The following is a 24,732-nucleotide window of genomic DNA, read 5'->3' as shown; positions in this document are numbered from 1 at the left end:
CGTCCGGCTTATACCCGCTCCAGAATCAGAGCCGCGCCCTGTCCCACGCCCACGCACATGGTGCACAGCGCGTAGCGCTTGCCGCTGGCCTGCAACTGCGCGGCGGCGGTCAACACCAACCGGCTGCCGCTCATCCCCAGCGGGTGGCCCAGCGCGATGGCGCCGCCCTTGGGGTTCACCCGTTCGCTGTCGTCCGGCAGGTCCAGCGCGCGGGTGACCGCCAGCGCCTGAGCGGCGAAGGCTTCGTTCAGTTCAATGATGTCGATGTCCTCGATGCCCAGGCCGGCCTGGCGCAGCGCCTTGCGGCTGGCCTCGATCGGGCCCGCGCCCATAATGCGCGGCGCGATGCCGGAGCTGGCCGATGTCAGCACTCGCGCGCGCGGACGCAGGCCGTGGCGTTGTGCCGCCGCGGCCGAGGCGACGATCATCGCCGCCGCGCCGTCGTTGACGCCGGAGGCGTTGCCGGCGGTGATGCTGGATTCCGGGCCGAACAGCGCCTTGAGCTTGGCCAGATCCTCCAGCGAAGTCTGGCGCGGGTGCTCGTCGCGGCTGACGATGAGCGGGTCCTGCTTGCGGCGAGGAATCGTCACCGGCACGATTTCCTCGGCGAAGGCGCCGGTTTCCAGCGCGGCGAAGTAACGCTGCTGGCTGCGCAGAGCGAAGGCGTCCTGATCCTGGCGGCTAACGCCGAATTCGCGAGCCACGTTCTCCGCGGTGGCCGGCATGGTGTCCACGCCGTATTGCTTCTCCATGACAGGATTGACGAAGCGCCAGCCTATGGTGGTGTCGTAGATCTGCATGTCGCGGCCGAAGGCTTTTTCCGACTTCGGCATCACGAAGGGCGCGCGCGACATGGATTCCACGCCGCCGGCGATCAGCAGCTCTGCCTCGCCGGACTTGATTGCGCGCGCCGCCAGCGCCACCGCGTCCAGGCCGGACGCGCACAGGCGGTTCACGGTCAGGCCCGGGACGCTCTCCGGATAGCCGGCCAGCAGCAGGCTCATGCGGGCCACGTTGCGGTTGTCCTCGCCGGCCTGGTTGGCGCAGCCCAGGATCACTTCGTCTATCGCCGCCGGGTCCAGGCCCGGATTGCGCTCCAGCAGCGCGCGCAGCGGCGCCGCGGCCAGATCGTCGGCGCGCACGCCGGACAAGGCGCCGCCGAAGCGGCCGATGGGGGTGCGCACGGCGTCGCAGATGAAGGCGTCGGTCATCGCGGTCTCCTCTCAGCTCAAGCTGGTTTGCGGTTGCAACAGCGCGGACAGCAAATCGCGCGCCGCGTCGATTTCGTCGGCGCAAACGTGGTGGGGCATGTCCGGATAAACGCGGAAATCCACCTTGGCGCCGGCGCGGCGGAAGGCCTCGGCGCTGCGTTGGATCCGCTCCAGCGGCATCCAGCTGTCGCTGTCGCTGGTGCCGAAGAAGGCCGGGAAGTCCAGCGCCGCGGACGGCGCGCTCCAGGCGGCCTCGTCGGGGCCGAACAGGCCGCCGGAGAAGGCGATCAGCCCGCCTATCGGGCCGGGGCGGCGATAGATGTACTCGGCGGCCAGGCAAGCGCCCTGGGAGAAGCCCATCAATACGATCTGGCGGTTAGCGAAGCCGTAGCCGCGCAATTCTTCGATGGTGGCCTCGACGCAATCCAGCGCCTGGTCCAGCGAGGGCTGATTGCTGTCCAGCGGCGCCATGAAGCTGTGCGGATACCAGGTGCGGTCCTTGGCGCTGGGCAGGATGTAGGCGACGTCGGCCAGGCCGATGGCCTCGCCGTTCTTGTAGGCGTCCTGGGCGCTCTGGCGGCGGCCGTGCAGCAGCACCACGGCCAGTTTGGCCTGGTTCAGCGGCGCGCCGTAGATTTCCAGGCCCTGTTCTTTATGCGGATTGGGATCGATCGTGCTCATGTAGTGTGTCTTTACTTAATGGCTTGGTTCTTAGTGAATGCCCAGAATCTGCTTGGCTTCGGCGGGAGAGGCGATATCGCGGCCGACTTCGCCGGCCAGGCGCGCCAGGCGCTCCACCAGTTGGGCGTTGTCGCGGGCCAGTTCGCCGTAGCGGTAATAGACGTTGTCTTCCAGGCCGGTGCGAACATGGCCGCCCAGCAGCAGGGTGTGCAGATTGATCGCCAGCTGGTGTTTGCCTATGCCCAGCGCGGACCACACGCTGTCCTGCGGAATGCTTTCGACGAAATGCAGCAGGTTCTTGCAAGTGGCGGCGGCGCCGCCCTGTATGCCCATGGCGAAGCTGAAGCACAGCGGGCCGCTCAGGTAGCCGTCTTCTTGCAGTTTCAGCGCCTCGCCGATGATGCCCTGGTGGTAGACCTCGATCTCCGGCTTGGCGCGGTATTCGCGGATATCCAAGGCCAGCGCGCGCGCCAGCTCCGGCGGATTGATGAAGGGCTTGCTGCCGTGGTTGACCGAGCCGCAGTTGAAGGAGGCGATGTCGGGGCGGAAGGGCAGGTGATTCCAGGCTTCCTTCTTCTCCAGTTGCGGCGGCAGGTTGAGGCCTGAGGTGCTCAGATTGATCAGGATGTCGCAGCGCTCGCGGATGCGGCGGACGATCTCGCCGTAGACGTTCGCGTCGTAGCTGGGCGTGCCGTCCGGGTTGCGGGCGTGGATGTGGACTACCGCCGCGCCGGCGTTCCAGCATTCGTAGGCGGCCTGGGCGATCTCCTCCGGCGAGAACGGTACGCCCGGATGTTTCTGCCGGCTGGTGATGCCGCCGTTGACGGCGGCGGTGATGATGAGTTTTTGCATGGTGGGAAAGCTCATGTGAATAAAGGGTAAAAAGCGACGGCGCTCAGATCTGGTCGCCTGCTGGAGCGGTTTGAGGCTGCGCGGCGGAGGTTGGGCGCTTGGACACCAGATAAATGCCGATGCCGATCAGCACGCCGCCGATCAATTCATGCAGCGACAGCGAATAGCCGAAGGCGGCGAAGGAAATCAGGGTGGCGAACAGCGGGGATAGAAACAGGAAGCCGCTGGTGCGCACCGCGCCGCCCAGATCCAGCGCCATGAACCACAGCGCCATGGCCCCGGTGGTGGCCGGCAGCGCCAGCCACAGGAAAGCGATCAGCACCCGCTCGCTGTGCGGCGGCGTCGGGACTTCGCCGCCGGCCCAGGCCAACAGCGCCAGGCAGGCCGAACCCACCAGCATCTGCCAGAAGGTCAGCGCCCAGACGTTGATTACGATGCGGCTGCCCTTGACCACCAGCGTGGACGCCGCCCAGCAGGCGGCGCCGCACAGCACCAGCGCGTCGCCTGCGCCGAAGCCGTCCAGCTTGTTCAAGCCTATGCAGACGGCGACGCCGAAGAAGGCCAGGACCAGGCCGACGGCGGCCAGGGGGTGAATTTTTTCCTTTAGCGCCAGCCGCGACATCAAGGCCACGATCAGTGGGGTGCAGGCCATCAGAATGGCTGCTTTGGCCGGGGTAGTGCTGCGCAGCCCGATATTGAGAAAGCCCATCGAGCCGGCGGTTTGCAGCAGCCCGATCAAGGCCAGCACGCCCCAGGGGTGCGGGCGGACGAAAGCGCGCGGATAGCGGAAGCGCTGCCACAGCAAAATGGGCACGATGCCGGCGGCGGCGGCAGTGAAGCGCGCCACCGCGGCCCACAAGGGCGGCATTTCCGACAGCACGATCTTGGAGGTGGGAAAGGTGGAGCCGAACAAAAAGGTGGCGGCCAGAATCAGCAGCCAATAGCGTTTGGCGTCGTAGTTGGGATGGGACATGGTCACCTGGCCAGACAGCGGTTTCAATAGCCATTTATCATATTGAAACGGTTTGGTTCAGGCTTCTTGCAAGCGGACAATTACTGCTTCAAAACGGACAATCATGCTGCGCTGCGGCAAAACCGTGCCGGCGCGTGGGGCGGAGGAGAGGCTGTTCAAAGCCTCGCTCATGTGGGCGCGGCTTTGAACAGCTTATGAGATCAGGAGAAGTACTGGCTGGGGGCCGCGTTCATAATGCGGCGGAACATGGAGGAAAACGCGCCGGGGGTTTCATAGCCCAGGTCGGAGGCGATCAGGGTGACCGGCTCGCCAGCGCCCAGCCGCGGCAGGGCCGCCATTGCGCATACTTGTTGGCGCCAGTATAGATAGGACACGCCCAACTCCTGCTGGAACAAGCGCGCCAGCGTGCGGCTGGACGCGCCCACCAGTTCCGCCCATTCGCTCAGGCCGCGGCGGTCGCCTGGATTGGCCAGAATCGCCGAGCATACCCGTTGCAAGCGCGGATCGCCCAGCGGGGGCAGCGGCAAGGCCGTTTCGCTGGACCATTCGATTTCGTCGATCAGCAAGTCCAGCAAGCGGCCTTCCTTCTGGTCCGCGTGCGGAATGCCGCGAGTGCGCATCAGGCGGATGATGAGTTCCCGCATCAGCGGCGAAATGGCGATGGCCTTGGAGCAAAGCGGCAACTGCGCCAGGTAGTGGGGAGACTGGATGTACAGCGTGCGCAGCGACACCGTGCCGCGGGCGCGCATGCTGTGTTCCACCGCCGGGGGCATCCAGACGCCGCGCTGCGGCGGCACCAGCCACAGGCCGTCGGAGGTAGACAGCTCCATCACGCCGGAGACGGCGAAAATCAGTTGGCCTTCGCGGTGTTGGTGGCGGCCGATTTGATGACCGCTAGGAAAGTCCTTGGACATGCTCCACGCGGCGAAGTCCGGTAGGACGGCGTTGGATTCTATGGCCATGCGCTTGCTTTCTTATTTGAGGGTAGCCCGGTTCCGCGCAGCTTGCGGCCCTGTTGTGCGGGCGTCTTCAGCCGTCGGTTCAGGCTCATGATACTGCAGTGCACAAAATATTCATACAGTATAAATTGTGTCTATTTCAATGCGAATGCCTTGGATCAGCGGAGCCGCCCGCCGCAGGGACAAAAGAAAACACCGCGGCCGGAGGGCCGCGGTGCGTTAGGAGGAGGGTTAAGAAGAGCGATGCTTTGTCAGAAGCTCAGCCCAAAACCGCGCGCGTAGCGCAGCGCGCCCGGCTGGCCGTTTTCGTCCAGCGCGTGGATGGCCACCGGCAGCTTGCCGCCGGGCGGGTTCGCGCCCAGCATCACGTCCACCAGCGCCGGCATGGAGGGCCCGCGCAGGCCGTTCTCATAACCGTAGTAGGAGTAGGTGGCCAGCGTGGCGTCTGCCAGATCGTCGTAATTGATCACGTCGTAAGGCGCGCGCAGGGTCACGTGGATCAGCTTCTTGCCTTGCCGCTTGGCGTATTCCATCGCATTGCGCATTTGCTGCGCCTCGCTGAGCGGCGGCGCGGACAGGCTGCGGGCGAAGCGGGTCCGGAGCGCGGGCAGGTCTTCCGCCACATTGAAGACCAGGGAACCGTTGCCGGCGGCCGGCGCCGGCTCGGTCTGCAGGCTGCGCTTCATCCGCGGCGCGATGGCCGGCGCGTTGGGGTCACCGTTGCGCTCCACTGGGCTGACGCCGGTGGCCAAGGTGCCGATGACGACCACGTCGGCCTGATCGATCGCCTGTTTCTGCGCTTCCCACGGCGTGGCGCTCAGCTTGGCGCCGCTGACTTGGCGATAGCCTTTCTCATCAAAGCGGCGACGCATCGCCTCGGCCTGTTCGCCCCAGGGCGTCAGGATGAAGATGCGCTGGCTGGGCGAGCGCAACGGCAGCGCCGCGCCCTGATTGCGCAGCAGGGTGATGGAGTGCCGGGTGATCTTATCTTCCACCGCGCGGTGTTCCGCGCCGCCTATGGTGCTCAACTCCGGCAGCGGCTTGGCTTCGCCGGCAGGGGTGACCTCGTTGCGCAACTTCATTGCCACGATGCGCCGCACCGAGCGGTCTAGTTCGGCGCGGTCTATCCGTCCGTCCGCCACCGCGGCGGCCACCTGGTCGATTAATTGACGCAGCCGGCCGGCTTGCGCGGCGGTGCGGAACTCGGTGGGCATCAGCGCGATGTCGACATCGGCCTGGAACACCTTGATTACCGCGTCGGCCTGCTCGAAGAAATCGCTGATGCCCTTCATGTCCAGCGCGTCAGTGACGGTGACGCCCTGGTAGCCCATCTCGCCGCGCAGCAGATCGTGCTGGATTTTGCGCGACATGGTCGCCGGCGCGATCATGCGTTCGCCGTTGCGGGCGGTGATTTGGCTGTTGTCCAGCGCCGGGTACTGGATGTGGGCGGTCATGATCATCTCCGGGGGCTGGCCGGAGGCGATGGCTTGGCGGTAGGGCGCCAGGTCGATGGCGTAGGCGTCGGCGCGGGATTTGTTGACTACCGGCAGGCCGTAGTGGGAGTCGGTGGCGGTGTCGCCGTGGCCGGGGAAGTGCTTGAAGGAACCGATCACGCCTTGCTCGCGCATGCCTTGCGTCGTGGCCTGGCCCAGCAGGCTGATGGTGGCCGGGTCGTCGCCGTAGGCGCGGACATTGATCACCGGGTTGAGCGGATTGCTGTTGACGTCCACGTCCGGGGCAAAGTTGACGTTGAAGCCGACGGCGCGGATCTCGGCGGCCAGCACGCGGCCGGAGTCGCGGGCCAGGCCGCTATCCCGAGTCGCTTCATAGGCGGCGCCCAGCGCCATATTGCCGGGAAAGCTGGTGGCCAGCGGACGCGGCAGGCGGAAGACATTGCCGCCCTCCTGGTCAGAACCAATCAACAGGCCGACCGGGCTGTTTTGCGGCCGCGCCTTGCGGATCTGCTCGGACAGGCGGCGGGTTTGCTGCAGATCGGTCAGATTGTTGGCGAACAGAATCACGCCGCCGATGGCGTTGTCGCGCAAGGCGCGGCTGGCGGCTTCCGGCAGTTCGGTCATGCCGGCGGTGCAGGCGGGCTGATCGTCCGGGCACCAGTAGCGGAAGGCCATCATGATTTTCTGGCCGATTTTCTCGCGGGGGCTCATTTGTTCGACGATGCGCGCGGCTTGCTGTTCGACGCTGGGCTGTTCCAGGCAGCCGCTCAGCAGCGCCGGCAATAGCATCAGCGCGGGTAAGCGCAGGGAGTGTGGTTTAAACATGGGTCAACCTTGTGCTGAAGTGGAAACATCCGGAATAGCGGGCAGGCCCGCCCTACAGCCTGCAACGCTGGTCCGGCGGACAGGTGCGAGGGCTGGATTCTCTTTTCTTGAATATATTCATTTGTGAATGATTCTTGTTAGTAATGGATTGGCACGCCAGACACCCCTGCCAGGCGCGTCCGGCGCGAAGAAGCCGCTGCCGAGGTTAAAGCTTATGAAATTCAATTTTTGAAAAAGTTGCCTGCGGGGGAGAATCGTTGGGCCATAATCGCCATATCCCTTTGATTGCTCGGTGTTTTTGCCTAAATGCTTGACCCTTGTTCGGGTGCGGGAGGATAATTCATGCCTTTTTTCAAACGCTTAGCGCGATGGCGGGCCGGTCTGCCGCCAGCGCTGAGCGGCGATCTGGTTTCGGGTGGATATGGATACGATGCAGGACAGCGGAGTGCAGCATTCTAGGGTTGGGAACAGCGACGGCTTGCCGCCGCGCCGTTTATCGGTGGCGCCGATGCTGGATTGGACCGACCGTCACTACCGCTATTTCGCGCGTCAGATCACTCGGCATGCCTGGCTGTACACCGAGATGGTGACCACCGGAGCGTTGTTGCATGGCGACGTTGAACGCCACCTGCGTTTCGACGAGGCGGAACATCCGCTGGCTTTGCAACTGGGCGGCAGCGAGCCGGCGGAGCTGGCGCGTTGCGCCAAGCTGGCGGCTGAGTGGGGCTACGACGAGGTCAATCTGAACGTGGGCTGCCCGTCGGAACGGGTGCAGAAAGGCGCTTTCGGCGCTTGCCTGATGGCCGAGCCGCAGCTGGTGGCCGACTGTGTCAAGGCGATGCGCGACGCGGTGTCCATCGATGTGACGGTCAAGCACCGCATCGGCATCGACCGCATCGAGCATTACGATTACCTGAGCGATTTCGTCGGCCAGGTGGCGGACGCCGGTTGCCGCACCTTCATCGTCCATGCGCGCAACGCCATCCTCAAAGGCCTGAGCCCCAAGGAAAACCGCGAAATCCCGCCCTTGAAATACGATTACGTCTATCGGCTGAAGCAGGAGCGTCCGGATCTGGAAATCTTGATCAACGGCGGCGTCAAAAGCCAGGCCGACATTGACGAGCATCTGCGCCACGTCGACGGCGTGATGGTGGGGCGCGAGGCCTACCACAACCCCTGGCTGATGGCGGATTGGGACCAGCGCTACTACGGCGGCGGCGCCGCGCCGGAGCGCGAGCAGGTGGTGGCCGCGATGATGCCCTATGTGGCGGCGCGCCTGGCCGAGGGTCACAAGACACGCAATATCGCCCGCCACATCCTGGGCCTGTTTCAGGGCATTCCCGGTGCGCGCAACTGGCGGCGCATGCTGTCCGACGCCAAATTGCTGGACGGCGCCGACGAGCGCCTGCTGCAACAGGCGCTGGAGGCGACGCTGGGCGCAGCCCGCCGCGCCGAATAAACCGCCTGGCCGTTGCGGCCAGGAACGGATTCGCGGCGACGGGGTCTGCTGTAGCAAGGCGAGAGCGTTGTTCTTGCCGAGGCCGGGCCCGACGCCGCCGTATTTAAGAGCTTGTTCAAAGTCTCGCTGGCTAGCGCGAGACAAGACCGAAACCGTTGAAGAAGCGTTAATGCGCCTACCGCGCATGGGTATCAGAACGCGACGCTTGTCGATGCTAAGCGGACTTTGAACAGGTTCTACGTCGCGGGGCTTCCCAAGAGGAAAACCCGCCATGGCGGCTTGCCGCCTTTTCTGTTCGCCATGCTGGTCATGGCTGTCTGGAGGTGAATCTGAATTGAAACCGCTGAAGCTTGTCCTATTGTCCTCCATCCTGTCGTCCGCCGTCTGGGCCGGACCCAAGGACGTCTTGCACATCTATAACTGGAGCGGCTCGCTGTCGGACGCCATCCTCCGTCAGTTCGAGAAAAGCTGTGATTGCCGCGTGGTGCAGAATTACTACGGCGACAATGAGGAAATGCTGGCCAAGCTGGCGGCCGGGGCCAAGGGTTACGACATGGTGTTTCCATCCAGCTTCGTGATCGAGGCGATGAGCAAACAGAAGCTGCTGCGGCCGCTGGATCACGCCAAGCTGCCGAATCTGAAGAACGTCGACCCCGCCTATTTGTCCCAAAGTTACGATCCGGGCAACCGCTACACCGTGCCCACGGTGCTGTCGCTGACTTCGGTCGGCTACAACGCGGAGCGCCTGCAGAAACTGGGCATCGATCCGCACAGCTGGTCGGTGATCTTCGATCCCAAGGTGCTGCAGAAGATCAAGGGCAAGGTCACCGTGCTGGACAGCTCGCGCGAGGTGTTCGCCGCCGCGCTGTTCTACCTGGGCAAGAACCCCAACACCGCCAGCCAGGCCGACTATCGCGCGGCGCAGGCGGTGATCAAGCAGGCCAAGCCCTACTGGGCCACCTTCTCCAACGCCAGCTATCTGAAAGAGTTGGCGGTGGGCAATATCTGGGTGTCGCTGGGCTATTCCACCGAGTTCTTCCAGGCCGCAGAAGATGCGCGGCAGGCCAAGCGCCGCTTCCACATCGTCAATGTGGCGCAGAAGGAAGGCAATGAGCTGGGCGTGGACACCATGGCTGTGTTGGCCAGCGCCAAACGCCCGGACCTGGCGCATCAGTTCATCAACTTCATGCTGGACGGCAAAAACGCCGCCCAACTGACCAATCTCAACGGCGCCACCAATCCGGTCAAGACCGCCGCGCCCTTCTTTCGAGCGGATTTGAAAGCTCATCCGGTGATAGATCCGACGCCGGACACCGTGAAGAAATGGACGGTGCTGCGTGAGCTGACGCCGGTGGAACGGCGCTCGCTGGCGCGGATGTGGACGGAAGTGAAGGTCAGCCGTTAAGCTTGTTTTGAGCAAAGTCTACCGCGTGTCGTGAGGGGTGGCACGGTGAGTACCGCTTCGAAATGCTCATGTGCCACGTGCACGTTCCGCTTTCTCAGCGGTTTTCGCCTTGTCTCGCGCTAGCTCGCGAGACTTTGAATAAGTTCTTATACTTATGTCCGCAGCCCCGGCGTCGTCGGGGCTGCGTCGCATTCGATGGAGTTCTCATGTTCGATAAATTAGTGATGGCCAGCAATAACGTCGGCAAGCTGAAGGAATTCTCCTCGCTGCTGGCGCCGCTGGGCATACAAGTGATTCCGCAGGTGGAGCTGCAGGTGCCGGAATGTCCGGAGCCGCACCACACTTTCCTGGAAAACGCGCTGGAAAAAGCGCGCCACGCCAGCCGCATGACCGGCTTGCCGGCGTTGGCCGACGACTCCGGCATCTGCGTCGAGGCATTGTCCGGCGCGCCGGGCGTGTATTCGGCCCGCTACGCCGGCGAGCCCAAGTCCGACGCCGCCAACAACGCCAAGCTGGTGGCGGCGCTGCAAGGCGAAGCCAACCGCCGCGCCTGGTATTACTGCGTGCTGGTCTTGGTGCGCCACGCCGACGATCCGCAGCCGCTGGTGGCCGACGGCATGTGGTTCGGCGAGGTGAGAGACGAGGCGGCCGGCGCGGGCGGCTTCGGTTACGATCCGCATTTCTGGCTGCCGCAACACGGCTGTAGCGTGGCCGAATTGGACGCGGCGGAGAAGAACCGCGTCAGCCACCGCGGCCAGGCGATGCAGGCGCTGCTGGCCAAGCTGCGCGCGCTGGCATGAAGCCCTTTCTTCCTTTCTGCGCCCGGCTGAAGCGACAAGGATCCGCAACGTGCAGGTGACCAAGATCTCGCTGTCCGCGCTTGGGGGCTTGGGCGGGCAGCCCGCTTTGACGGAGCTGCCGCCGCTGTCGCTGTACATCCATTTCCCGTGGTGCGTGCGCAAATGCCCGTATTGCGACTTCAACTCGCACGAGCCCAAGAGCGGCTTCGACGAGATGGCCTATGTCGACGCCTTGCTGCGCGATCTGGAGTTCAGCCTGCCCGAAGTCTGGGGCCGTCCGCTGAGCAGCATCTTCATGGGCGGCGGCACGCCCAGCCTGTTCTCGCCGCAGGCGATGGACGCGTTGCTGGCCGGCGTGCGCGCGCGCATGCGGCTGCAGCCGGACGCGGAAATCACCATGGAGGCCAACCCCGGCACCTTCGAGGCCGAGCGCTTCCGCGGCTACCGCGAGGCCGGCATCAACCGCCTGTCCATCGGCATCCAGAGCTTCAAGCCGGCGCATCTGCAGGCGCTGGGCCGCATTCACGACGGCGAAGAGGCGCGCCGCGCCATCGACATCGCGCTCAGCCACTTCGACAACGTCAATCTGGACCTGATGTACGCGCTGCCTGGGCAGACCCTGGACGAGGCGCTGGCCGATCTGGACACCGCCTTGTCCTACGGGGTCACCCATCTGTCCGCCTATCATCTGACGATAGAACCCAACACCCTGTTCGCCGTGGAGACGCCGCGCAATCTGCCGGACGACGAAGTGTCCGCCGACATGCAGGAGGCGATCGAAGCCCGGCTCGCCGCCGCCGGTTTCGAGCACTACGAGACCTCGGCCTTCGCGCGGCCGGGCCGCCGCGCGCGGCACAATCTCAACTACTGGCAGTTCGGCGACTATATCGGCATCGGCGCCGGCGCCCACGGCAAGATCAGCAGCCACGCGGGCATTGTCCGCCAGATGCGTCACAAGCAGCCGGCCGCCTATCTGAAAGCGGTGGCCGAGGGCAAGCCCTTGCAAAGCAGCCGCAAGGTGACGCGCGACGAACTGCCGTTCGAATTCATGATGAATCTGCTGAGGCTGACCGAAGGCTTCGAATTGCGTCTGTTCCAAGAGCGCACCGGTCTGCCGCTGTCCGGCATACAATCCGCGTTGACGCAAGCCGAGGCGCAAGGCCTGATTGAGCGCGACGCCGTGATGTTGCGGCCCACGCTCAAGGGCCAACGCTTCCTCAATGACTTATTAACCCTGTTCCTGAAAGAAGGAGATGAATAATGGCTAAGGAAATCATTCACACCGACAAGGCCCCGGCCGCCATCGGCGCTTACTCGCAAGCCGTGAAAGCCGGCAACACCGTTTACTTGTCCGGCCAGATCCCGCTGGACCCGGCCACCATGAACGTGGTGGAAGGCGGTTTCGCCGCTGAAACCCACCAGGTGTTCAAGAACATGAAGGCGGTATGCGAAGCCGCCGGCGGCAGCCTGGACCAGATCGTCAAACTCAACGCTTACCTGACCGATCTGTCCAATTTCGCCATCTTCAACGAAATCATGGGTCAGTATTTCAGCCAGCCCTTCCCTGCGCGTGCCGCCGTGGGCGTGGCCAGCCTGCCCAAGGGCGTGTTGGTGGAGGCGGAAGCGGTTCTGGTGCTCTAAGAACCTGTTCACGATCTGCTGCGCGTTGGCGATACGGCGTTGAAAACATCCTCAAAATGCTCATGTACCACGTGACCATTCCGCTTTTTCGCTCGTTTTGCCTTGTCTCGCTCTTGCTCGCGAGATCGTAAACAGGCTCTGAGCAGCCCAACTGCTCGAAATGTCAGACCACAAGGCGGCCCAGGCCGCCTTTTTTCATGTTAACTATCTGGATCGTTCATTCCTGCCGCGGAGGTCGCATGAGCATCTGGATCGCACTGTTGTTATTGCTGCCGGGCCTGGTCTGGGCTCAGGTTTACAAATGTCGGGACGCGGAAGGCGGATTGACCTACCGCGACCGGGCCTGCGCCGACGGCGGCGCGGCGGAAGCGTTCCGGCCGCCCCCGTTGAGCGTGGTGGAACAGGATGAGCGCCAGCGCCGGGGCGTGGCCGAGTCCCAGGCCCAAAGCCGGCGCTGGGCCGCCGAGGAGGCGCGCGAGGCCCGGCGGCGACAGGCGCAACGCAGCCGCGCCGAGAATACGCAGGCGCGGGAACTGGACAAAGCGCGTCGCCGCTGTCATGGTCTGGAGCTTCAACAGCGGCGCTTGCGGCAGTCCTTGGCGGCTGCGCCGGCCAGGAAGTCCCTGGCCGAGCGTCTGGCCGGCGTCGAGGAAAAACTGGCCGCGGCGGCGTGTCATCCATTCCGGGAGGGGGCATGAGCGGGTATTCGTTCGAATTGGTCAATGTGTTCGCCGAGGAGCGCTTTGGCGGCAATCCACTGGCGGTGTTCTCCGACGCCAGCGGGCTGGACGAGCGCGAGATGCAGCTCTTGGCCAGACAGATGAATCTGTCGGAAACCGTATTTTTGTTCCCGGACGGGGAGGCGGCTGCGCGGCTGCGCATCTTCACCCCCAGCCAGGAACTGCCGTTCGCCGGCCATCCCACGCTGGGCGCGGCGGCGGCGCTGCACTGGCGCGGGGAGCTGGACTCCCGCTTTCAGTTGCGCACCAACGCCGGCCTGATTCCCATCCTCCACAGCGACGGCGTTTACACCTTGCGGGCGAACCCGCCCAGCGCGCGCGCCGCCGGCCTCAGCCGCGCTCAGGCCGCGGCGATGCTGGGGCTGGACGAGGAGGACATCGCGCTGGAGCCGGTATGGGTGGACACCGGCAGCGAACAGCTGCTGATTCGCGCCGCCAGCGCCGGCGCGGTGTTGCGCGCCCGTCCGGTGCATGCCTTGCTGCTGCGCGACGCCACCTTGAGGCCGGGACGCAGCGTCGCCTATCTGTGGCACGAGGACGGCGGCGTCGCCACCGTGCGGCTGTTTTTCGAACAGCAGGGCGCAGTGCTGGAAGATCCAGGCACCGGATCGGCATGCGCCAATCTGGGCGGCTGGTGCGCGCTCAACGGCCTTGGGCCCTTGCAGTGGCGAGTGGAGCAGGGGGCGGCGCTGGCGCGGCCCAATGTGCTGCATCTGCAAGTGGGCGCCGAGGGCGAGATCCTAGTGGGCGGGCGAGTGCAGAGGGTAGGGCGCGGAGAGATATTTTTGTGAGTTTCATCGCTCTTCGTCTCCATTCTTGACGGCGGCATTGGCTGTTGGCATCCTAGAGCCGCTGCTCCAAACCAACGTTTCTTTTCGGCGTGCCGGCTGTTCCGGGGCGGCGTTCTGATAATTAAAAGGCCGCTGCGGCCGCCCGTTCGCGGAGCGGCCTCTCGGCCCGACTCGCGAGGAAATCAAGATGAGCAAATTCGCCAAAGCCGCCTGCCTGGCGTCCGTGCTGGGCCTGTTCAGCCACATGGCGCTGGCCGACAGCGCCGCCGGCGTCTGGAAGACGATAGACGACGAAACCAAGCAGGCCAAGGCCCTGGTGCAGATCACGGAAAGCGCCAGCGGGGAACTGAACGGCAAGATCATCAAGCTGTTCGCCAACCCGGAAGCGGTGTGCGACAAATGCGAAGGCGATCGCAAAGGCAAGCCGGTAAACGGCATGCAAATCCTCTGGGGGCTGAAGAAAGACGGCGCAGAGTGGGGCAGCGGCAAAATTCTGGACCCCAAGTCCGGCAAGATCTACACCTCCGGCGCCAAGCTGATCGAAGATGGCAAGAAGCTGCGCGTGCGCGGCTACATTGGCCCCTTCTTCCGTTCTCAGGTGTGGGAGCGCCAGTAAGCGCAAGCGCCGCGGCGAGAATGAGCAAGGCGGGAGCGCGAACAGCTTCCGCCTTTTTCTTTATTGGGTACAATCGCTGCTGATGAGCTCCCTAATCGACCCCGCCAATCAGCCGCCGGCCGTGGCGCCGGCACTGGCCAAGAAGCTGGAAAAGCTGGGCATACACCGCCGTTTCGACCTGGTCCTGCATCTGCCGCTGCGCTATGAGGACGAGACCCATCTGTACGCCATCGCCGACGCGCCGTATGGCCAGGCGGTGCTGGTGGAGGGCGAGGTGATCGCCCATGAAATCCAGTTCCGGCCGCGCCGTCAGCTGGTGGCGCGCATTGAGGACGCCAGCGGCAGCCTGGTGCTGCGCTTCATTCATTTCTATCCCAATCAGGTCAAGCAATTCACCACTGGCAACCGGGTGCGCGCCTTGGGCGAGATCCGCCGCGGCTTCGCCGGCGACGAGATGGTGCACCCCAAAATCCGCGAAGTGGGCAATGGCGCGCCGCTGGCGGACAGCCTGACTCCGATCTATCCCACGGTCAACGGCCTCACCCAGCCGGCGCTGCGCAAGCTGATCCATGCCGAGCTGGACAGCCAGCCTTTGGGCGAGACGCTGCCGGAGGAACTGGCCGCGCCGTTGCGGCTGACGCTGTTCGCCGAGGCGATCCGCCTGCTGCACTTGCCAACGCCGGATTACAGCGCCAGCCAATTGGCCGACCCTAGACTGCCGGCCTGGCAGCGGCTCAAGTTCGACGAATTGCTGGCGCAGCAGCTGTCGATGCGTTTGGCCTATCGCGCTCGACGGCTGGGCCGCGCGCCGCCGCTGCGCGGCGACGGCATGTTGAGCCGAGCGTTGGTCGAGCGCCTGCCGTTCTCGCTGACTGGCGCGCAGCAACGGGCCTTGGCTGAAGTCCGCGCCGACCTGACTCAGCCGCATCCGATGCACCGTCTGCTGCAAGGCGACGTGGGCAGCGGGAAGACCATCGTCGCGGCCCTGGCCGCCTTGACCGCGATTGAATCCGGCTACCAAGTGGCGCTGATGGCGCCGACCGAGATTCTGGCGGAGCAGCACTTCCTCAAACTGTCCGCCTGGCTGGAGCCCTTGGGCGTTCCCGTGCGCTGGCTGGCCGGCAGCTTGCGCAAGAAGCAAAAGCAAGAAGCGATGGCGGCGATCGCCAGCGGCGAAACGCGGCTGGCGGTGGGCACCCATGCCTTGTTCCAGGACGAGGTGGCCTTCCATCGCCTGGGCCTGGTCATTGTCGACGAGCAACACCGTTTCGGCGTCGGCCAGCGGCTGGCGTTGAAGGAGAAGGGTGGCGAGCCGCACCAGCTGATGATGTCGGCGACGCCGATTCCGCGCACGCTGGCGATGAGTTTCTATGCCGATCTCGACGTGTCGGTGATAGACGAACTGCCGCCGGGGCGCACGCCCATCGTCACCAAGCTAATCAATAGCGCGCGCCGCGAGGAGATCATCGCCCACGTGGCCAAGACCTGCGCCGACGGGCAGCAGGCCTACTGGGTGTGCCCGCTGATCGAAGAATCGGAAACCCTGCAATTGCAGACCGCGGTGGACACCCATCAGCAACTCACCGCCGACCTGCCGCAGCTTGGCGTCGGGCTGGTGCATGGCCGGATGAAGGCGGACGAAAAAGCGGCGGTGATGGCGGCTTTTGCCCGAAACGAACTGCAAGTGTTGGTGGCCACCACGGTGATCGAGGTGGGCGTGGACGTGCCTAACGCCAGCTTGATGGTGATAGAGCACGCAGAGCGCATGGGCCTGGCTCAGTTGCACCAGCTGCGCGGCCGGGTGGGGCGCGGCAGCGCGCGCAGCGTCTGCGTGCTGATGTTCGACAATCCGTTATCCGACTTGGCCAAGGCGCGCTTGAAAGTGATTTACGAGAATGTTGATGGTTTCGAGATCGCGCGGCAGGACTTGCTGATTCGCGGGCCCGGCGAACTACTGGGCGCACGCCAGAGCGGCCTGCCCATGCTGCGCTTCGCCAATCTGGAGGAGGACCTGGAACTGTTGGAGGCGGCGCGGGAACTGGCGCCCTTGCTGCTGGAGCGCCACCCGCAGGCGGTGGATGCTCATCTGGACCGTTGGCTGGCGGGGCGCGAGCAGTTTCTCAAGGCTTAAGTGCGTCATGGCGAGTGCAAAAAAAAAAGCGCCTCGGCTGGGGGGCTGAGGCGCAAAGGGATTGCTGCAAACAACAAAGGAGAAACCATGATGAAGCGAGCAAATATTAGCAATTTATAAAATATTGGCACAAGCAGTGCCGGCTTAAAGCTTGACCCAGGTCAATCGAAAATTTTCCGACAAGGAAATGCCAAAAGAAAAAGCCACCGCAATGCGGTGGCTTTGACTTTCTCGACAGCCTTAGAGCCTGTTCAAAGTCTCGCGAGCAAGGGCGAGACAAGGCGAAAACAAGCGAAAAAGCGGAATGTACAAGTGGTACATGAGCATTTTGAGCTTGTTTTCAACGCCGTATCGCTGAAGCGCAGGTTCTTAGAAGAGGCAGGGAAGACCTTATATTACAACCAGAGCGAGGCCACGTAGTACAGTCCGCCCGCCAGCAACATCGATACCGGCAGCGTGAACAGCCAGGCCAATGCGATCGAGCGGATAGTGGACATCTGCAAGCCGGCCTTGTCCGCCACCATGGTGCCGGCCACGGCGCTGGACAGCACCTGAGTGGTGGATACCGGGAAGCCGAACTGGCTGGCGAGGCCGATGGAGATGGCGGCGGTCATTTGCGCGGATACGCCCTGAGCGTAAGTCATGTCTTTCTTGCCAATGCCTTCGCCCACGGTTTTCACCACGCGGCGCCAGCCGACCATGGTGCCGATGCCAAGGGACAGCGCCACGGCGACGATCACCCAGGTGGGCGCGTATTCAGTGGTGGTGGTCAAATCCTTGCGCAGGTTCTGCAGCATCTGCTTGTCGTCGGCGGACAGCTTGGGCAGGGCGGAGGCCTTCTTGGCGGCGTCGTCCAGGCACAGCAGTTCGGTGCGCACATTCCAGCGCTGTTCGGAGCTCAGCGCATGGTAGTCGCCGCCGTCGCCCATGGTGTTCAGCAGGCGCTTGACGGTGTCGCCGGTTTCCAGCGGGTGGCATTCGTACTGGCTGGAGCCCTTGGACGGCACGATGATCTTGCTCAGTTCGACTTGATGACGCTCGTAGAACTTCTGCAAGTGAATGGCGGCGTCGCGAGTGCGGTCCAGCTGGTAGGGCGTGCTGTCCAGATCCAGCACGAACTTGGCCGGCACGATGCCGATCAGCACCAGCATGATCAGGCCGACGCCTTTCTGGCCGTCGTTGGAGCCGTGGGCGAAGCTGACGCCCATGGAAGACACGATCAGCATGAAGCGGGTCCAGAACGGCGGATGTTTACGGCCTTCGACCTGCTGGCGTTGGTAAGGGGTCTTGTGCACATTGCTGTGAGGCCGGTAGCGCCGCAGCAGGATGACGATCAGCGCGGCGAGCAAGGCGCCCACCAGTGGCGAGGCCAGCAGCGAGGCGCCGACGTCGATGGCCTTGCTCCAGTTGATGCCATGGGACAGCGAAGTGCCGTGGATGAGGCTGTTGGCCACGCCCACGCCCAGAATGGCGCCGATCAGCGTGTGGCTGCTGGAGGCGGGCAGGCCGAAGTACCACGTGCCCAGGTTCCAGGCGATGGCGGCGGTCAGCAGCGCGAACACCATGGCCATGCCGCGGGTAGTGTTGATCGAGATCAGCAGGTCCACGGGCAGCAAGTGCACGATGGCGTAGGCTACGGCGAGGCCGCCGGTGATGACGCCGAGGAAATTGAAAATACCGGAGTAGAACACCGCGAGGCGCGGTTTCATCGACTGGGTATAGATAACGGTAGCCACCGCGTTGGCAGTGTCATGGAAGCCGTTGATGAACTCAAAGGCGAGCACGAAGCCCAGGGAAAGCACCAGGGTGATGGCGACGTGGGTCTCAAGCCCGGAAAACAGGTCCAACATGGTGAAATGTGCACACAGTATCGTAAAGGCGGGATTGTTGTGTCCAAGGCCAATGCCGTCAAGTACTTATAAAAAAAAAATAAATGGTGTCGTATTTGCCGGCAAACCATGTGGAATCGCCTTGACAGACCGGTCCGGGAGACCGGCTGATTTAGGCGGTTTTTTGCCGCCGTCATGCGCTTTTCCGCGCCTGCGAACGCCAAAAGCCGTCATGCCGGAAACGGTCATGACGGCGGTCTGCGAGCTGGGGCGGAATCAGCCGAACTTGCCGGTGATGTAGTCTTCGGTGGCCTTCTTCTGCGGGGTGGTGAAGATGGAGTCGGTGTCGCCGAACTCGATCAGTTCGCCCAAATACATATAGGCAGTGTAGTCCGACACCCGAGCCGCCTGCTGCATATTGTGGGTGACGATGGCGATGGTGTAGTCCTCTTTGAGCTCATGAATCAGCTCTTCGATGTGAGCGGTGGAAATCGGATCCAGCGCCGAGGTGGGCTCGTCCAGCAGCAGCACCTCCGGCTTGGACGCCACCGCGCGCGCGATGCACAGCCGCTGCTGCTGGCCGCCGGACAGCGAATTGCCGGACTGCTTGAGCTTGTCCTTGACCTCGTCCCACAGCGCGGCCTTGCGCAGCGCCCATTCCACCCGGTCCTCCATCTCGCCCTTGGACAGTTTTTCGTAGAGCTTCACGCCGAAGGTGATGTTGTCGTAGATGGACATCGGGAACGGGGTGGGCTTCTGGAACACCATGCCCACTTTGGCACGCAGCAGGTTGACGTCCACGTCGCGGCCCAGGACATTGTGGCCGTCCAGCAGGATGTCGCCCTCGGCGCGCAGGCCGGGGTAGAGCTCGTACATGCGGTTGAAGGTGCGCAGCAGCGTGGATTTGCCGCAGCCGGACGGGCCGATGAAGGCGGTGACCTTGCGCGAAGCGATCTCCAGCTGGATGTTCTTCAGCGCGTGGAAATTACCGTAAAAGAAGTTCAGATTCTTGACCTGAAGCTTGGAGTGGATTTCAGCCATGGTCTGCAAGCCTTAATGCGATTGGTTTTTCTGGCTGCCCATCCAGCGGGCAACGATGTTCAGCGTCAGCACGCTGAAGGTGATCAACAGGGAGCCGGCCCAGGCCAGCTTGTGCCAGTCCTCGTACGGGCTCATCGCGAACTGGAAGATCACAATGGGCAGGTTGGCCATCGGCTGGTTCATATTGCTGTTGAAGAACTGGTTGTTCAGCGCGGTGAACAGCAGCGGCGCGGTTTCGCCGGAAATGCGCGCCACCGCCAGCAGAATGCCGGTCAACACGCCGGCCTTGGCCGAGCGCAAGGTGACGTGCAAGGTGACCTTCCACTGCGGCGCGCCCAGCGCCGACGCCGCTTCGCGCAGGCTGCCCGGCACCAGGCGCAGCATGTTCTCGGTGGTGCGCACCACCACCGGAATCACCAGGATGGCCAGCGCGAAGGAGCCGGCCCAGCCGGAGAAGTGGCCGACCGACACCACGTAGACCTCGTAGATGAACAGGCCGATGACGATGGACGGCGCGGACAGCAGGATGTCGTTGATGAAGCGGGTGGCCGGCGCCAGCCAGCCGCGCTGGCCGAACTCGGCCAGATAGATGCCGGCCAGGATGCCGATCGGTGTGCCGAACAGGGTGCCGAAGGCCGTCATCATCAGGCTGCCGTAAATGGCGTTGGCCAAGCCGCCGGTGCTGCCCGGCGGTGGCGTGCTGGCGGTGAACACCTCCCAATTGAGTCCGGACAAGCCGTGCTGCAGCAAGGTGCTCAGAATCCAGAACAACCAGAACAGGCCGAAGGCCATGGTGAACATCGACGCGCCCATATTGATGCGGTTCACCAGCCGGCGGCGGCGGTAAACGCTGCTGTCGGCCTTGGAGGAAATGGCGGATTGGGGCGGGCGCAGGGCGGAATTCATAAGGGTTTGGCTCATGCGGTTAGCGTCTCTCGTGTTCAGGACGGGCGACCTTCCTGTTTCTTCAGGCGCAGCAACAACAGTTTGGAGCACGCCAGCACCACGAAGGTGATGAAGAACAGGATCAGGCCCAGTTGAATCAGGGAGGAGAGATAAAGCTCGCCATTGGCTTCGGCGAATTCATTCGCCAGAGAGGAGGCGATGGAATTGCCCGGCTCGAACAGGCCGGCGGCGAAGCGGGTGGAGTTGCCGATGACGAAGGTTACCGCCATGGTCTCGCCCAGCGCGCGGCCCAAGCCGAGCATGATGCCGCCGACCACGCCGGTCTTGGTGTAAGGCAGCACCACATAGCGCACCACTTCCCAGGTGGTGGAGCCCAGACCGTAGGCGGACTCCTTCAGCATCACCGGCACCACTTCGAACACATCGCGCATCACCGAGGCGATGAAGGGGATGATCATGATGGCCAGGATCAGCCCGGCGGTGAAAATGCCAATGCCCATCGGCGCGCCCTGGAACAGCACGCCCAGCAGCGGGATATTGCCCAGGGTGTCGGTCAGCAGCGGCTGCACGTGGTCGGCGAAAATGGGAGCGAACACGAACAGGCCCCACATGCCGTAGATGATGGACGGAATGCCTGCCAGCAGTTCCACCGCGATGCCCAGCGGTCGCTTCAGCCAGGTGGGGCACAATTCGGTCAGGAACAGGGCAATGCCGAAGCTGACCGGCACCCCGATCAGCAGGGCGATGAAAGAGGTGGCCAGGGTGCCGAAAATGGGCACCAGCGCGCCAAATTGCTCATTGACCGGATCCCAGTCGCTGGTGACCAGAAACTTGAAGCCGAAGGCTTGAATGCTGGGCAGCGCGCCGATCAACAGCGAAATCAGGATGCCCACCAGCAAGGCCAGCACCAGGAAGGCGAAGAAACGGGTAACCCAGCGGAACAGATTGTCCAGCAGCAGCTGGGTTTTGATTTGCTGCGAGTGACTCAACTTTTGCATATGCATGCTCATTTATCAGACAAAAAGCCGGGGAAGCCTTCCCCGGCCTGCGTGCATGGTATGCGGCTCAGTTCCACACCGATTTGCCGCTGTTGTCGGCAATTTGCTTCCAGCTGGCGCGAATCACGCCCTTGATCGCATCCGGCATCGGGATGTAGTCCAGATCCAGCGCGGTCTTGTCGCCGTTCTTGTAAGCCCAGTCGAAGAATTTCAACACTTCGCCGCCTTGAGCCGGCTTGTCCTGCTTCTTGTGCATCAAGATGAAGGTGGCGCCGGCGATGGGCCAGCTGTCCTTGCCCGGCTGGTTGGTCAGCAGCAGGTAGAAGCCCGGCGCTTTTTTCCAGTCGGCGTTGGCGGCGGCGGCCTTGAAGCTGGACTCATCCGGCTTCACGAAGCTGCCGGCCTGGTTCTGCATCAGGCCGAAGGCCAACTTGTTCTGCTTGGCGTAGGCGTATTCCACGTAGCCGATCGCGCCCTTGATGCGGGTCACGTAGTTGGCCACGCCTTCATTGCCTTTGCCGCCCACCGGGTTGCCTTTCCAGCTGACCGCGGTGTTGGAGCCGACTTCCTTGGCCCAGTCCGGAGAGACCTTGGACAGGTAGTTGGTGAAGATGAAGGTGGTGCCGGAACCGTCGGAGCGACGCACCACGGAGATGCGCAGGTCCGGCAGTTTGACGCCGGGATTCAGCTTGGCGATGACCGGGTCGTTCCACTTGGCGACTTTGCCCAAGTAGATGTCCGCCAGCAGCGGGCCGGTGAACTTCACCTGTCCCGGAGCGATGCCGGGCACGTTCAGCACCGGCACCACGCCGCCGATCACGGTGGGGAATTGGGTCAGGCCGGATTTTTCCAGCTCTTCCGGCTTCAGCGGCATGTCGGACGCGCCGAAGTCCACGGTCTTGGACTGGATCTGCTTGATGCCGCCGCCGGAGCCGATGGACTGGTAGTTCAGGTTGTTGTTGGTGCCGGCTTTGTAGGCGGCGGCCCATTTGGCGTACAGCGGGTACGGGAAGGTAGCGCCCGCGCCGGTGATGTCGGCGGCCGCGGCCGCGCCGGACAGGCAGACGGAACCGAGAACAAACGATGCGGCCAGACGAACAGACTGTTTCATGCCTACTCCTGAGAATGGATGAGGTGCGTGGTAATGGGCGCATGCTAAGACGGAAATTTTTCAGGAATATTACAAGTCGTGGAAACGGCTTCGTTTGCGGACAATCAATGTCAGCTGGATGTCGGTTTGAGCCAACAAGGCGGCTGCGGATATAATCGGCTGATATTCAAGAATCGCGGGAGGCGGAAATGGCCGGCAAGCTGGTAATTGGCAACTGGAAGATGAATACCCGCGCCGACAGCGCTCAGACGCTGTTGCAGGCGCTGCTGGCGGATGAGACGAGCAACCGCGATTGGGTGGGCGTGGCCGCGCCGGCAGTCTACCTGGCCGGTCTGGCGGAACGGCTGCGCGGTCAGCCGCTCCGGCTGTGCGCGCAGGATGTCAGCGCCTTCGATCAAGACGGCGCCTTCACCGGCGAAACCAGCGCCGCGATGCTGGCCGATATCGGCTGCGGCTACACTTTGGTGGGTCACTCGGAGCGCCGCCAGTATTTCGGCGAGAGCAACGCCGCTTTGTTGCGGAAGATGCGGAACGCCATCGCGGCCGGCCTGGTGCCGGTGCTGTGCGTGGGCGAGACCCTGGAAGAGCGGGAGGCCGGCCGTCAGCTAGAGGTGATTAGAGATCAGCTTGCGCTTCTGTCCGAGATAGACCATGGTGAATACGTTGTGGCTTATGAACCGGTCTGGGCGATCGGCACCGGCAAGGTGGCGACGCTGGCGCAAATCGCCGAAATCCACGGCGCGATCAAAAAATGGTGCTTGCAAAACGTCAAGGCCTCCGATAATATTCGCGTCCTCTACGGCGGCAGTGTCAAGGCAGAGAATGCCGAAGCGATTCTGGCGACTGAAAATGTCGACGGAGCCCTTGTTGGAGGGGCATCTCTGGACGCCGGTTCATTCAGGGCAATTTGCCAAGCCGCAGGAAAATTGATATAGTATGGAACTTATTAAGACGCTTATTTGGATCGTAAATCTCCTGTCTGCAGGGACTATTATCGTGCTGGTTTTGATGCAGCACGGTAAAGGCGCGGACATGGGGGCGGCTTTCGGTAGCGGCTCTTCCGGTAGCTTGTTCGGCGCGTCTGGTTCTGCGAATTTCTTGAGTAGGACAACCGCTGTCGCAGCGGCCGTGTTCTTCTCGACTTCCCTTGCTCTGGTTTTTCTGTCTGGGGGCGGAAAAAGCGATTTGGGCGTAATGGGAACCAAGGTTGAACAGGTTGCACCGCAAATCCCGGCCGGTGTGCCTAGCGATAAAGCTTCGGGTACGGCATCGAAAATACCGGAGTAACAATTAAAGCTTGCTGTGCCGACATGGTGAAATTGGTAGACACGCTATCTTGAGGGGGTAGTGGCGAAAGCTGTGTGAGTTCGAGTCTCACTGTCGGCACCACCATTCAAAAACAGGCCACCGGGACTCCGGTGGCCTGTTTTATTTGGAGCCAAAGGGGGGTAACCCCCTTTATTTCGTGGGGGTGTACGGGAAATGCTGCAAAATTACTTTCCCATTCTGCTGTTTGTCATGGTCGGACTGTTGGTCGGCGTAGGCCCTATTTTATTGGGCAAACTGCTGGCTCCCAATCGTCCCGATCCTGAGAAACTGTCTCCGTATGAGTGCGGCTTCGAGGCTTTCGAAGACGCTCGCATGAAGTTTGACGTCCGCTATTATCTGATAGCCATCCTCTTCATCCTGTTCGACCTAGAGGTCGCTTTCCTGCTGCCGTGGGCCGTGGTGTTGAAGGAGTTGGGGACTTATGGTCTGGGCGTCATGGTGGAGTTCCTGGGCGTGTTGACCCTGGGCTTCGTCTACATGTGGAAAAAAGGAGCTCTGGAATGGGAGTAGAAGGTATTCTGGAGAAAGGGTTTGTCACCACAACGGCTGACAAGCTCATCAATTACACCCGAACCGGTTCGCTGTGGCCGATGACCTTTGGTCTGGCCTGTTGCGCGGTGGAGATGATGCACGCCGGCGCGGCGCGTTACGATCTGGACCGTTTCGGCATCGTGTTCCGTCCCAGCCCGCGCCAGTCCGATCTGATGATCGTGGCCGGCACGCTGTGCAACAAGATGGCTCCGGCCCTGCGCAAGGTTTACGACCAGATGGCCGAGCCTCGCTGGGTGATCTCGATGGGGTCCTGTGCCAACGGCGGCGGCTATTACCATTATTCCTATTCAGTCGTGCGAGGCTGCGACCGCATTGTGCCGGTCGACGTCTACGTGCCCGGCTGTCCGCCAACTGCAGAGGCCTTGCTGTACGGCATCATTCAGCTGCAGAACAAGATCAAACGCACCAACACCATCGCCCGCTAAGGT

The 24,732-nt window shown here is 63.0% G+C and carries 24 protein-coding genes and 1 tRNA gene; 14 read left to right on the top strand and 11 right to left on the bottom strand.

Going from position 1 to position 24,732, the window contains the following annotated elements; translation table 11 throughout:
• Window positions 1-8 precede the first annotated feature (8 nt).
• The 6 genes from pcaF to GYH29_RS18605 all read right to left on the bottom strand — a co-directional run bounded on the left by pcaF (window position 9) and on the right by GYH29_RS18605 (window position 6,955).
• Window positions 9-1,211: a 3-oxoadipyl-CoA thiolase gene (pcaF, locus tag GYH29_RS18630; RefSeq protein ID WP_161524241.1), complete on the bottom strand. Its 1,203-nt coding sequence runs from the start codon at window positions 1,209-1,211 to the stop codon at window positions 9-11.
• Between the two features lie 12 nt (window positions 1,212-1,223).
• Entirely contained in the window at window positions 1,224-1,892 is a 669-nt protein-coding gene (locus GYH29_RS18625) for an alpha/beta hydrolase (protein WP_161524240.1), read from the bottom strand.
• Window positions 1,893-1,922: 30 nt separating this feature from the next.
• Entirely contained in the window at window positions 1,923-2,744 is an 822-nt protein-coding gene (locus GYH29_RS18620) for a BKACE family enzyme (RefSeq protein ID WP_161524239.1), read from the bottom strand.
• A gap of 43 nt (window positions 2,745-2,787) precedes the next feature.
• Window positions 2,788-3,717, bottom strand: coding sequence for a DMT family transporter (locus GYH29_RS18615; RefSeq protein WP_161524238.1), 930 nt, complete (start codon window positions 3,715-3,717; stop codon window positions 2,788-2,790).
• Between the two features lie 200 nt (window positions 3,718-3,917).
• Window positions 3,918-4,679 (bottom strand): AraC family transcriptional regulator, encoded by a 762-nt coding sequence (locus GYH29_RS18610; RefSeq protein ID WP_198001601.1) that lies wholly within the window; start codon window positions 4,677-4,679, stop codon window positions 3,918-3,920.
• A 248-nt stretch (window positions 4,680-4,927) separates the two neighbouring features.
• Complete coding sequence (locus tag GYH29_RS18605) at window positions 4,928-6,955, bottom strand: glycoside hydrolase family 3 protein (RefSeq protein ID WP_039756853.1); 2,028 nt, start codon at window positions 6,953-6,955, stop codon at window positions 4,928-4,930.
• Window positions 6,956-7,385: 430 nt separating this feature from the next.
• On the opposite strand from GYH29_RS18605, the gene dusA reads away from it, so the two are divergent.
• The 9 genes from dusA to recG all read left to right on the top strand — a co-directional run bounded on the left by dusA (window position 7,386) and on the right by recG (window position 16,538).
• Complete coding sequence (gene dusA / locus GYH29_RS18600; protein ID WP_019104485.1) at window positions 7,386-8,414, top strand: tRNA dihydrouridine(20/20a) synthase DusA; 1,029 nt, start codon at window positions 7,386-7,388, stop codon at window positions 8,412-8,414.
• Between the two features lie 334 nt (window positions 8,415-8,748).
• Window positions 8,749-9,819 carry an ABC transporter substrate-binding protein gene (locus tag GYH29_RS18595; RefSeq protein ID WP_161524237.1) on the top strand — a complete coding sequence of 357 codons (1,071 nt, stop codon included), beginning with the start codon at window positions 8,749-8,751 and terminating at the stop codon, window positions 9,817-9,819.
• 206 nt (window positions 9,820-10,025) lie between these two features.
• Window positions 10,026-10,619, top strand: coding sequence for an RdgB/HAM1 family non-canonical purine NTP pyrophosphatase (rdgB, locus tag GYH29_RS18590; RefSeq protein ID WP_107731525.1), 594 nt, complete (start codon window positions 10,026-10,028; stop codon window positions 10,617-10,619).
• 49 nt (window positions 10,620-10,668) lie between these two features.
• Window positions 10,669-11,880: a radical SAM family heme chaperone HemW gene (gene hemW, locus GYH29_RS18585; RefSeq protein ID WP_118268279.1), complete on the top strand. Its 1,212-nt coding sequence runs from the start codon at window positions 10,669-10,671 to the stop codon at window positions 11,878-11,880.
• Complete coding sequence (locus GYH29_RS18580; protein WP_019104481.1) at window positions 11,880-12,260, top strand: RidA family protein; 381 nt, start codon at window positions 11,880-11,882, stop codon at window positions 12,258-12,260. The genes hemW and GYH29_RS18580 overlap by 1 nt, the downstream gene beginning before the upstream one ends.
• A gap of 239 nt (window positions 12,261-12,499) precedes the next feature.
• Window positions 12,500-12,958, top strand: a complete 459-nt coding sequence (locus GYH29_RS18575; protein ID WP_019104480.1) for a DUF4124 domain-containing protein — start codon at window positions 12,500-12,502, stop codon at window positions 12,956-12,958.
• Complete coding sequence (locus GYH29_RS18570) at window positions 12,955-13,791, top strand: PhzF family phenazine biosynthesis protein (protein ID WP_043590746.1); 837 nt, start codon at window positions 12,955-12,957, stop codon at window positions 13,789-13,791. The genes GYH29_RS18575 and GYH29_RS18570 overlap by 4 nt, the downstream gene beginning before the upstream one ends.
• A gap of 187 nt (window positions 13,792-13,978) precedes the next feature.
• Complete coding sequence (locus GYH29_RS18565) at window positions 13,979-14,407, top strand: DUF2147 domain-containing protein (RefSeq protein WP_043590748.1); 429 nt, start codon at window positions 13,979-13,981, stop codon at window positions 14,405-14,407.
• A gap of 82 nt (window positions 14,408-14,489) precedes the next feature.
• Entirely contained in the window at window positions 14,490-16,538 is a 2,049-nt protein-coding gene (recG, locus tag GYH29_RS18560; protein ID WP_161524236.1) for an ATP-dependent DNA helicase RecG, read from the top strand.
• A 395-nt stretch (window positions 16,539-16,933) separates the two neighbouring features.
• On the opposite strand, the gene GYH29_RS18555 is transcribed toward recG, so the two are convergent.
• From GYH29_RS18555 to pstS, 5 genes are all read right to left on the bottom strand, one after another.
• The gene (locus GYH29_RS18555) at window positions 16,934-18,388 is read right to left on the bottom strand and encodes an inorganic phosphate transporter (protein ID WP_081574191.1); all 1,455 of its coding nucleotides are present in this window, start codon (window positions 18,386-18,388) and stop codon (window positions 16,934-16,936) included.
• 255 nt (window positions 18,389-18,643) lie between these two features.
• Window positions 18,644-19,408: a phosphate ABC transporter ATP-binding protein PstB gene (gene pstB, locus GYH29_RS18550; protein WP_043590752.1), complete on the bottom strand. Its 765-nt coding sequence runs from the start codon at window positions 19,406-19,408 to the stop codon at window positions 18,644-18,646.
• A 12-nt stretch (window positions 19,409-19,420) separates the two neighbouring features.
• On the bottom strand, window positions 19,421-20,314 hold the full coding sequence (gene pstA / locus GYH29_RS18545; RefSeq protein WP_019103114.1) for a phosphate ABC transporter permease PstA: 894 nt from the start codon (window positions 20,312-20,314) through the stop codon (window positions 19,421-19,423).
• A gap of 35 nt (window positions 20,315-20,349) precedes the next feature.
• On the bottom strand, window positions 20,350-21,312 hold the full coding sequence (pstC, locus tag GYH29_RS18540; protein WP_019103115.1) for a phosphate ABC transporter permease subunit PstC: 963 nt from the start codon (window positions 21,310-21,312) through the stop codon (window positions 20,350-20,352).
• 67 nt (window positions 21,313-21,379) lie between these two features.
• Window positions 21,380-22,423: a phosphate ABC transporter substrate-binding protein PstS gene (gene pstS / locus GYH29_RS18535; protein ID WP_081574193.1), complete on the bottom strand. Its 1,044-nt coding sequence runs from the start codon at window positions 22,421-22,423 to the stop codon at window positions 21,380-21,382.
• A 188-nt stretch (window positions 22,424-22,611) separates the two neighbouring features.
• Between pstS and tpiA the strand changes: the two genes are divergently transcribed.
• From tpiA to GYH29_RS18510, 5 genes are all read left to right on the top strand, one after another.
• Window positions 22,612-23,358 carry a triose-phosphate isomerase gene (gene tpiA, locus GYH29_RS18530; protein WP_043590756.1) on the top strand — a complete coding sequence of 249 codons (747 nt, stop codon included), beginning with the start codon at window positions 22,612-22,614 and terminating at the stop codon, window positions 23,356-23,358.
• Between the two features lies 1 nt (window position 23,359).
• Window positions 23,360-23,710, top strand: coding sequence for a preprotein translocase subunit SecG (gene secG / locus GYH29_RS18525; RefSeq protein ID WP_043590758.1), 351 nt, complete (start codon window positions 23,360-23,362; stop codon window positions 23,708-23,710).
• Between the two features lie 17 nt (window positions 23,711-23,727).
• A tRNA-Leu gene (locus GYH29_RS18520) sits at window positions 23,728-23,812 on the top strand.
• Between the two features lie 93 nt (window positions 23,813-23,905).
• Window positions 23,906-24,262 (top strand): NADH-quinone oxidoreductase subunit A, encoded by a 357-nt coding sequence (locus GYH29_RS18515; RefSeq protein WP_019103472.1) that lies wholly within the window; start codon window positions 23,906-23,908, stop codon window positions 24,260-24,262.
• Complete coding sequence (locus GYH29_RS18510) at window positions 24,253-24,729, top strand: NuoB/complex I 20 kDa subunit family protein (protein WP_019103471.1); 477 nt, start codon at window positions 24,253-24,255, stop codon at window positions 24,727-24,729. Before GYH29_RS18515 ends, GYH29_RS18510 begins: the two co-directional genes overlap by 10 nt.
• Window positions 24,730-24,732: the final 3 nt, after the last annotated feature.

Source organism: Chromobacterium haemolyticum, assembly GCF_009936155.1.
Lineage (GTDB): Bacteria > Pseudomonadota > Gammaproteobacteria > Burkholderiales > Chromobacteriaceae > Chromobacterium > Chromobacterium haemolyticum.
Note: the sequence above shows the minus strand (reverse complement) of the source record. Positions and strands in the feature narration are given on the sequence as shown.

Bases quoted from the DNA above. Each gene is read 5' to 3' on its own strand.
- pcaF (WP_161524241.1), bottom strand. From the start codon at position 1,211: ATGACCGACGCCTTCATCTGCGACGCCGTGCGCACCCCCATCGGCCGC.
- GYH29_RS18625 (WP_161524240.1), bottom strand. From the start codon at position 1,892: ATGAGCACGATCGATCCCAATCCGCATAAAGAACAGGGCCTGGAAATC.
- GYH29_RS18620 (WP_161524239.1), bottom strand. From the start codon at position 2,744: ATGCAAAAACTCATCATCACCGCCGCCGTCAACGGCGGCATCACCAGC.
- GYH29_RS18615 (WP_161524238.1), bottom strand. From the start codon at position 3,717: ATGTCCCATCCCAACTACGACGCCAAACGCTATTGGCTGCTGATTCTG.
- GYH29_RS18610 (WP_198001601.1), bottom strand. From the start codon at position 4,679: ATGGCCATAGAATCCAACGCCGTCCTACCGGACTTCGCCGCGTGGAGC.
- GYH29_RS18605 (WP_039756853.1), bottom strand. From the start codon at position 6,955: ATGTTTAAACCACACTCCCTGCGCTTACCCGCGCTGATGCTATTGCCG.
- dusA (WP_019104485.1), top strand. From the start codon at position 7,386: ATGCAGGACAGCGGAGTGCAGCATTCTAGGGTTGGGAACAGCGACGGC.
- rdgB (WP_107731525.1), top strand. From the start codon at position 10,026: ATGTTCGATAAATTAGTGATGGCCAGCAATAACGTCGGCAAGCTGAAG.
- GYH29_RS18580 (WP_019104481.1), top strand. From the start codon at position 11,880: ATGGCTAAGGAAATCATTCACACCGACAAGGCCCCGGCCGCCATCGGC.
- GYH29_RS18575 (WP_019104480.1), top strand. From the start codon at position 12,500: ATGAGCATCTGGATCGCACTGTTGTTATTGCTGCCGGGCCTGGTCTGG.
- GYH29_RS18570 (WP_043590746.1), top strand. From the start codon at position 12,955: ATGAGCGGGTATTCGTTCGAATTGGTCAATGTGTTCGCCGAGGAGCGC.
- GYH29_RS18565 (WP_043590748.1), top strand. From the start codon at position 13,979: ATGAGCAAATTCGCCAAAGCCGCCTGCCTGGCGTCCGTGCTGGGCCTG.
- recG (WP_161524236.1), top strand. From the start codon at position 14,490: ATGAGCTCCCTAATCGACCCCGCCAATCAGCCGCCGGCCGTGGCGCCG.
- GYH29_RS18555 (WP_081574191.1), bottom strand. From the start codon at position 18,388: ATGTTGGACCTGTTTTCCGGGCTTGAGACCCACGTCGCCATCACCCTG.
- pstB (WP_043590752.1), bottom strand. From the start codon at position 19,408: ATGGCTGAAATCCACTCCAAGCTTCAGGTCAAGAATCTGAACTTCTTT.
- pstA (WP_019103114.1), bottom strand. From the start codon at position 20,314: ATGAATTCCGCCCTGCGCCCGCCCCAATCCGCCATTTCCTCCAAGGCC.
- pstC (WP_019103115.1), bottom strand. From the start codon at position 21,312: ATGCAAAAGTTGAGTCACTCGCAGCAAATCAAAACCCAGCTGCTGCTG.
- pstS (WP_081574193.1), bottom strand. From the start codon at position 22,423: ATGAAACAGTCTGTTCGTCTGGCCGCATCGTTTGTTCTCGGTTCCGTC.
- tpiA (WP_043590756.1), top strand. From the start codon at position 22,612: ATGGCCGGCAAGCTGGTAATTGGCAACTGGAAGATGAATACCCGCGCC.
- secG (WP_043590758.1), top strand. From the start codon at position 23,360: ATGGAACTTATTAAGACGCTTATTTGGATCGTAAATCTCCTGTCTGCA.
- GYH29_RS18515 (WP_019103472.1), top strand. From the start codon at position 23,906: ATGCTGCAAAATTACTTTCCCATTCTGCTGTTTGTCATGGTCGGACTG.
- GYH29_RS18510 (WP_019103471.1), top strand. From the start codon at position 24,253: ATGGGAGTAGAAGGTATTCTGGAGAAAGGGTTTGTCACCACAACGGCT.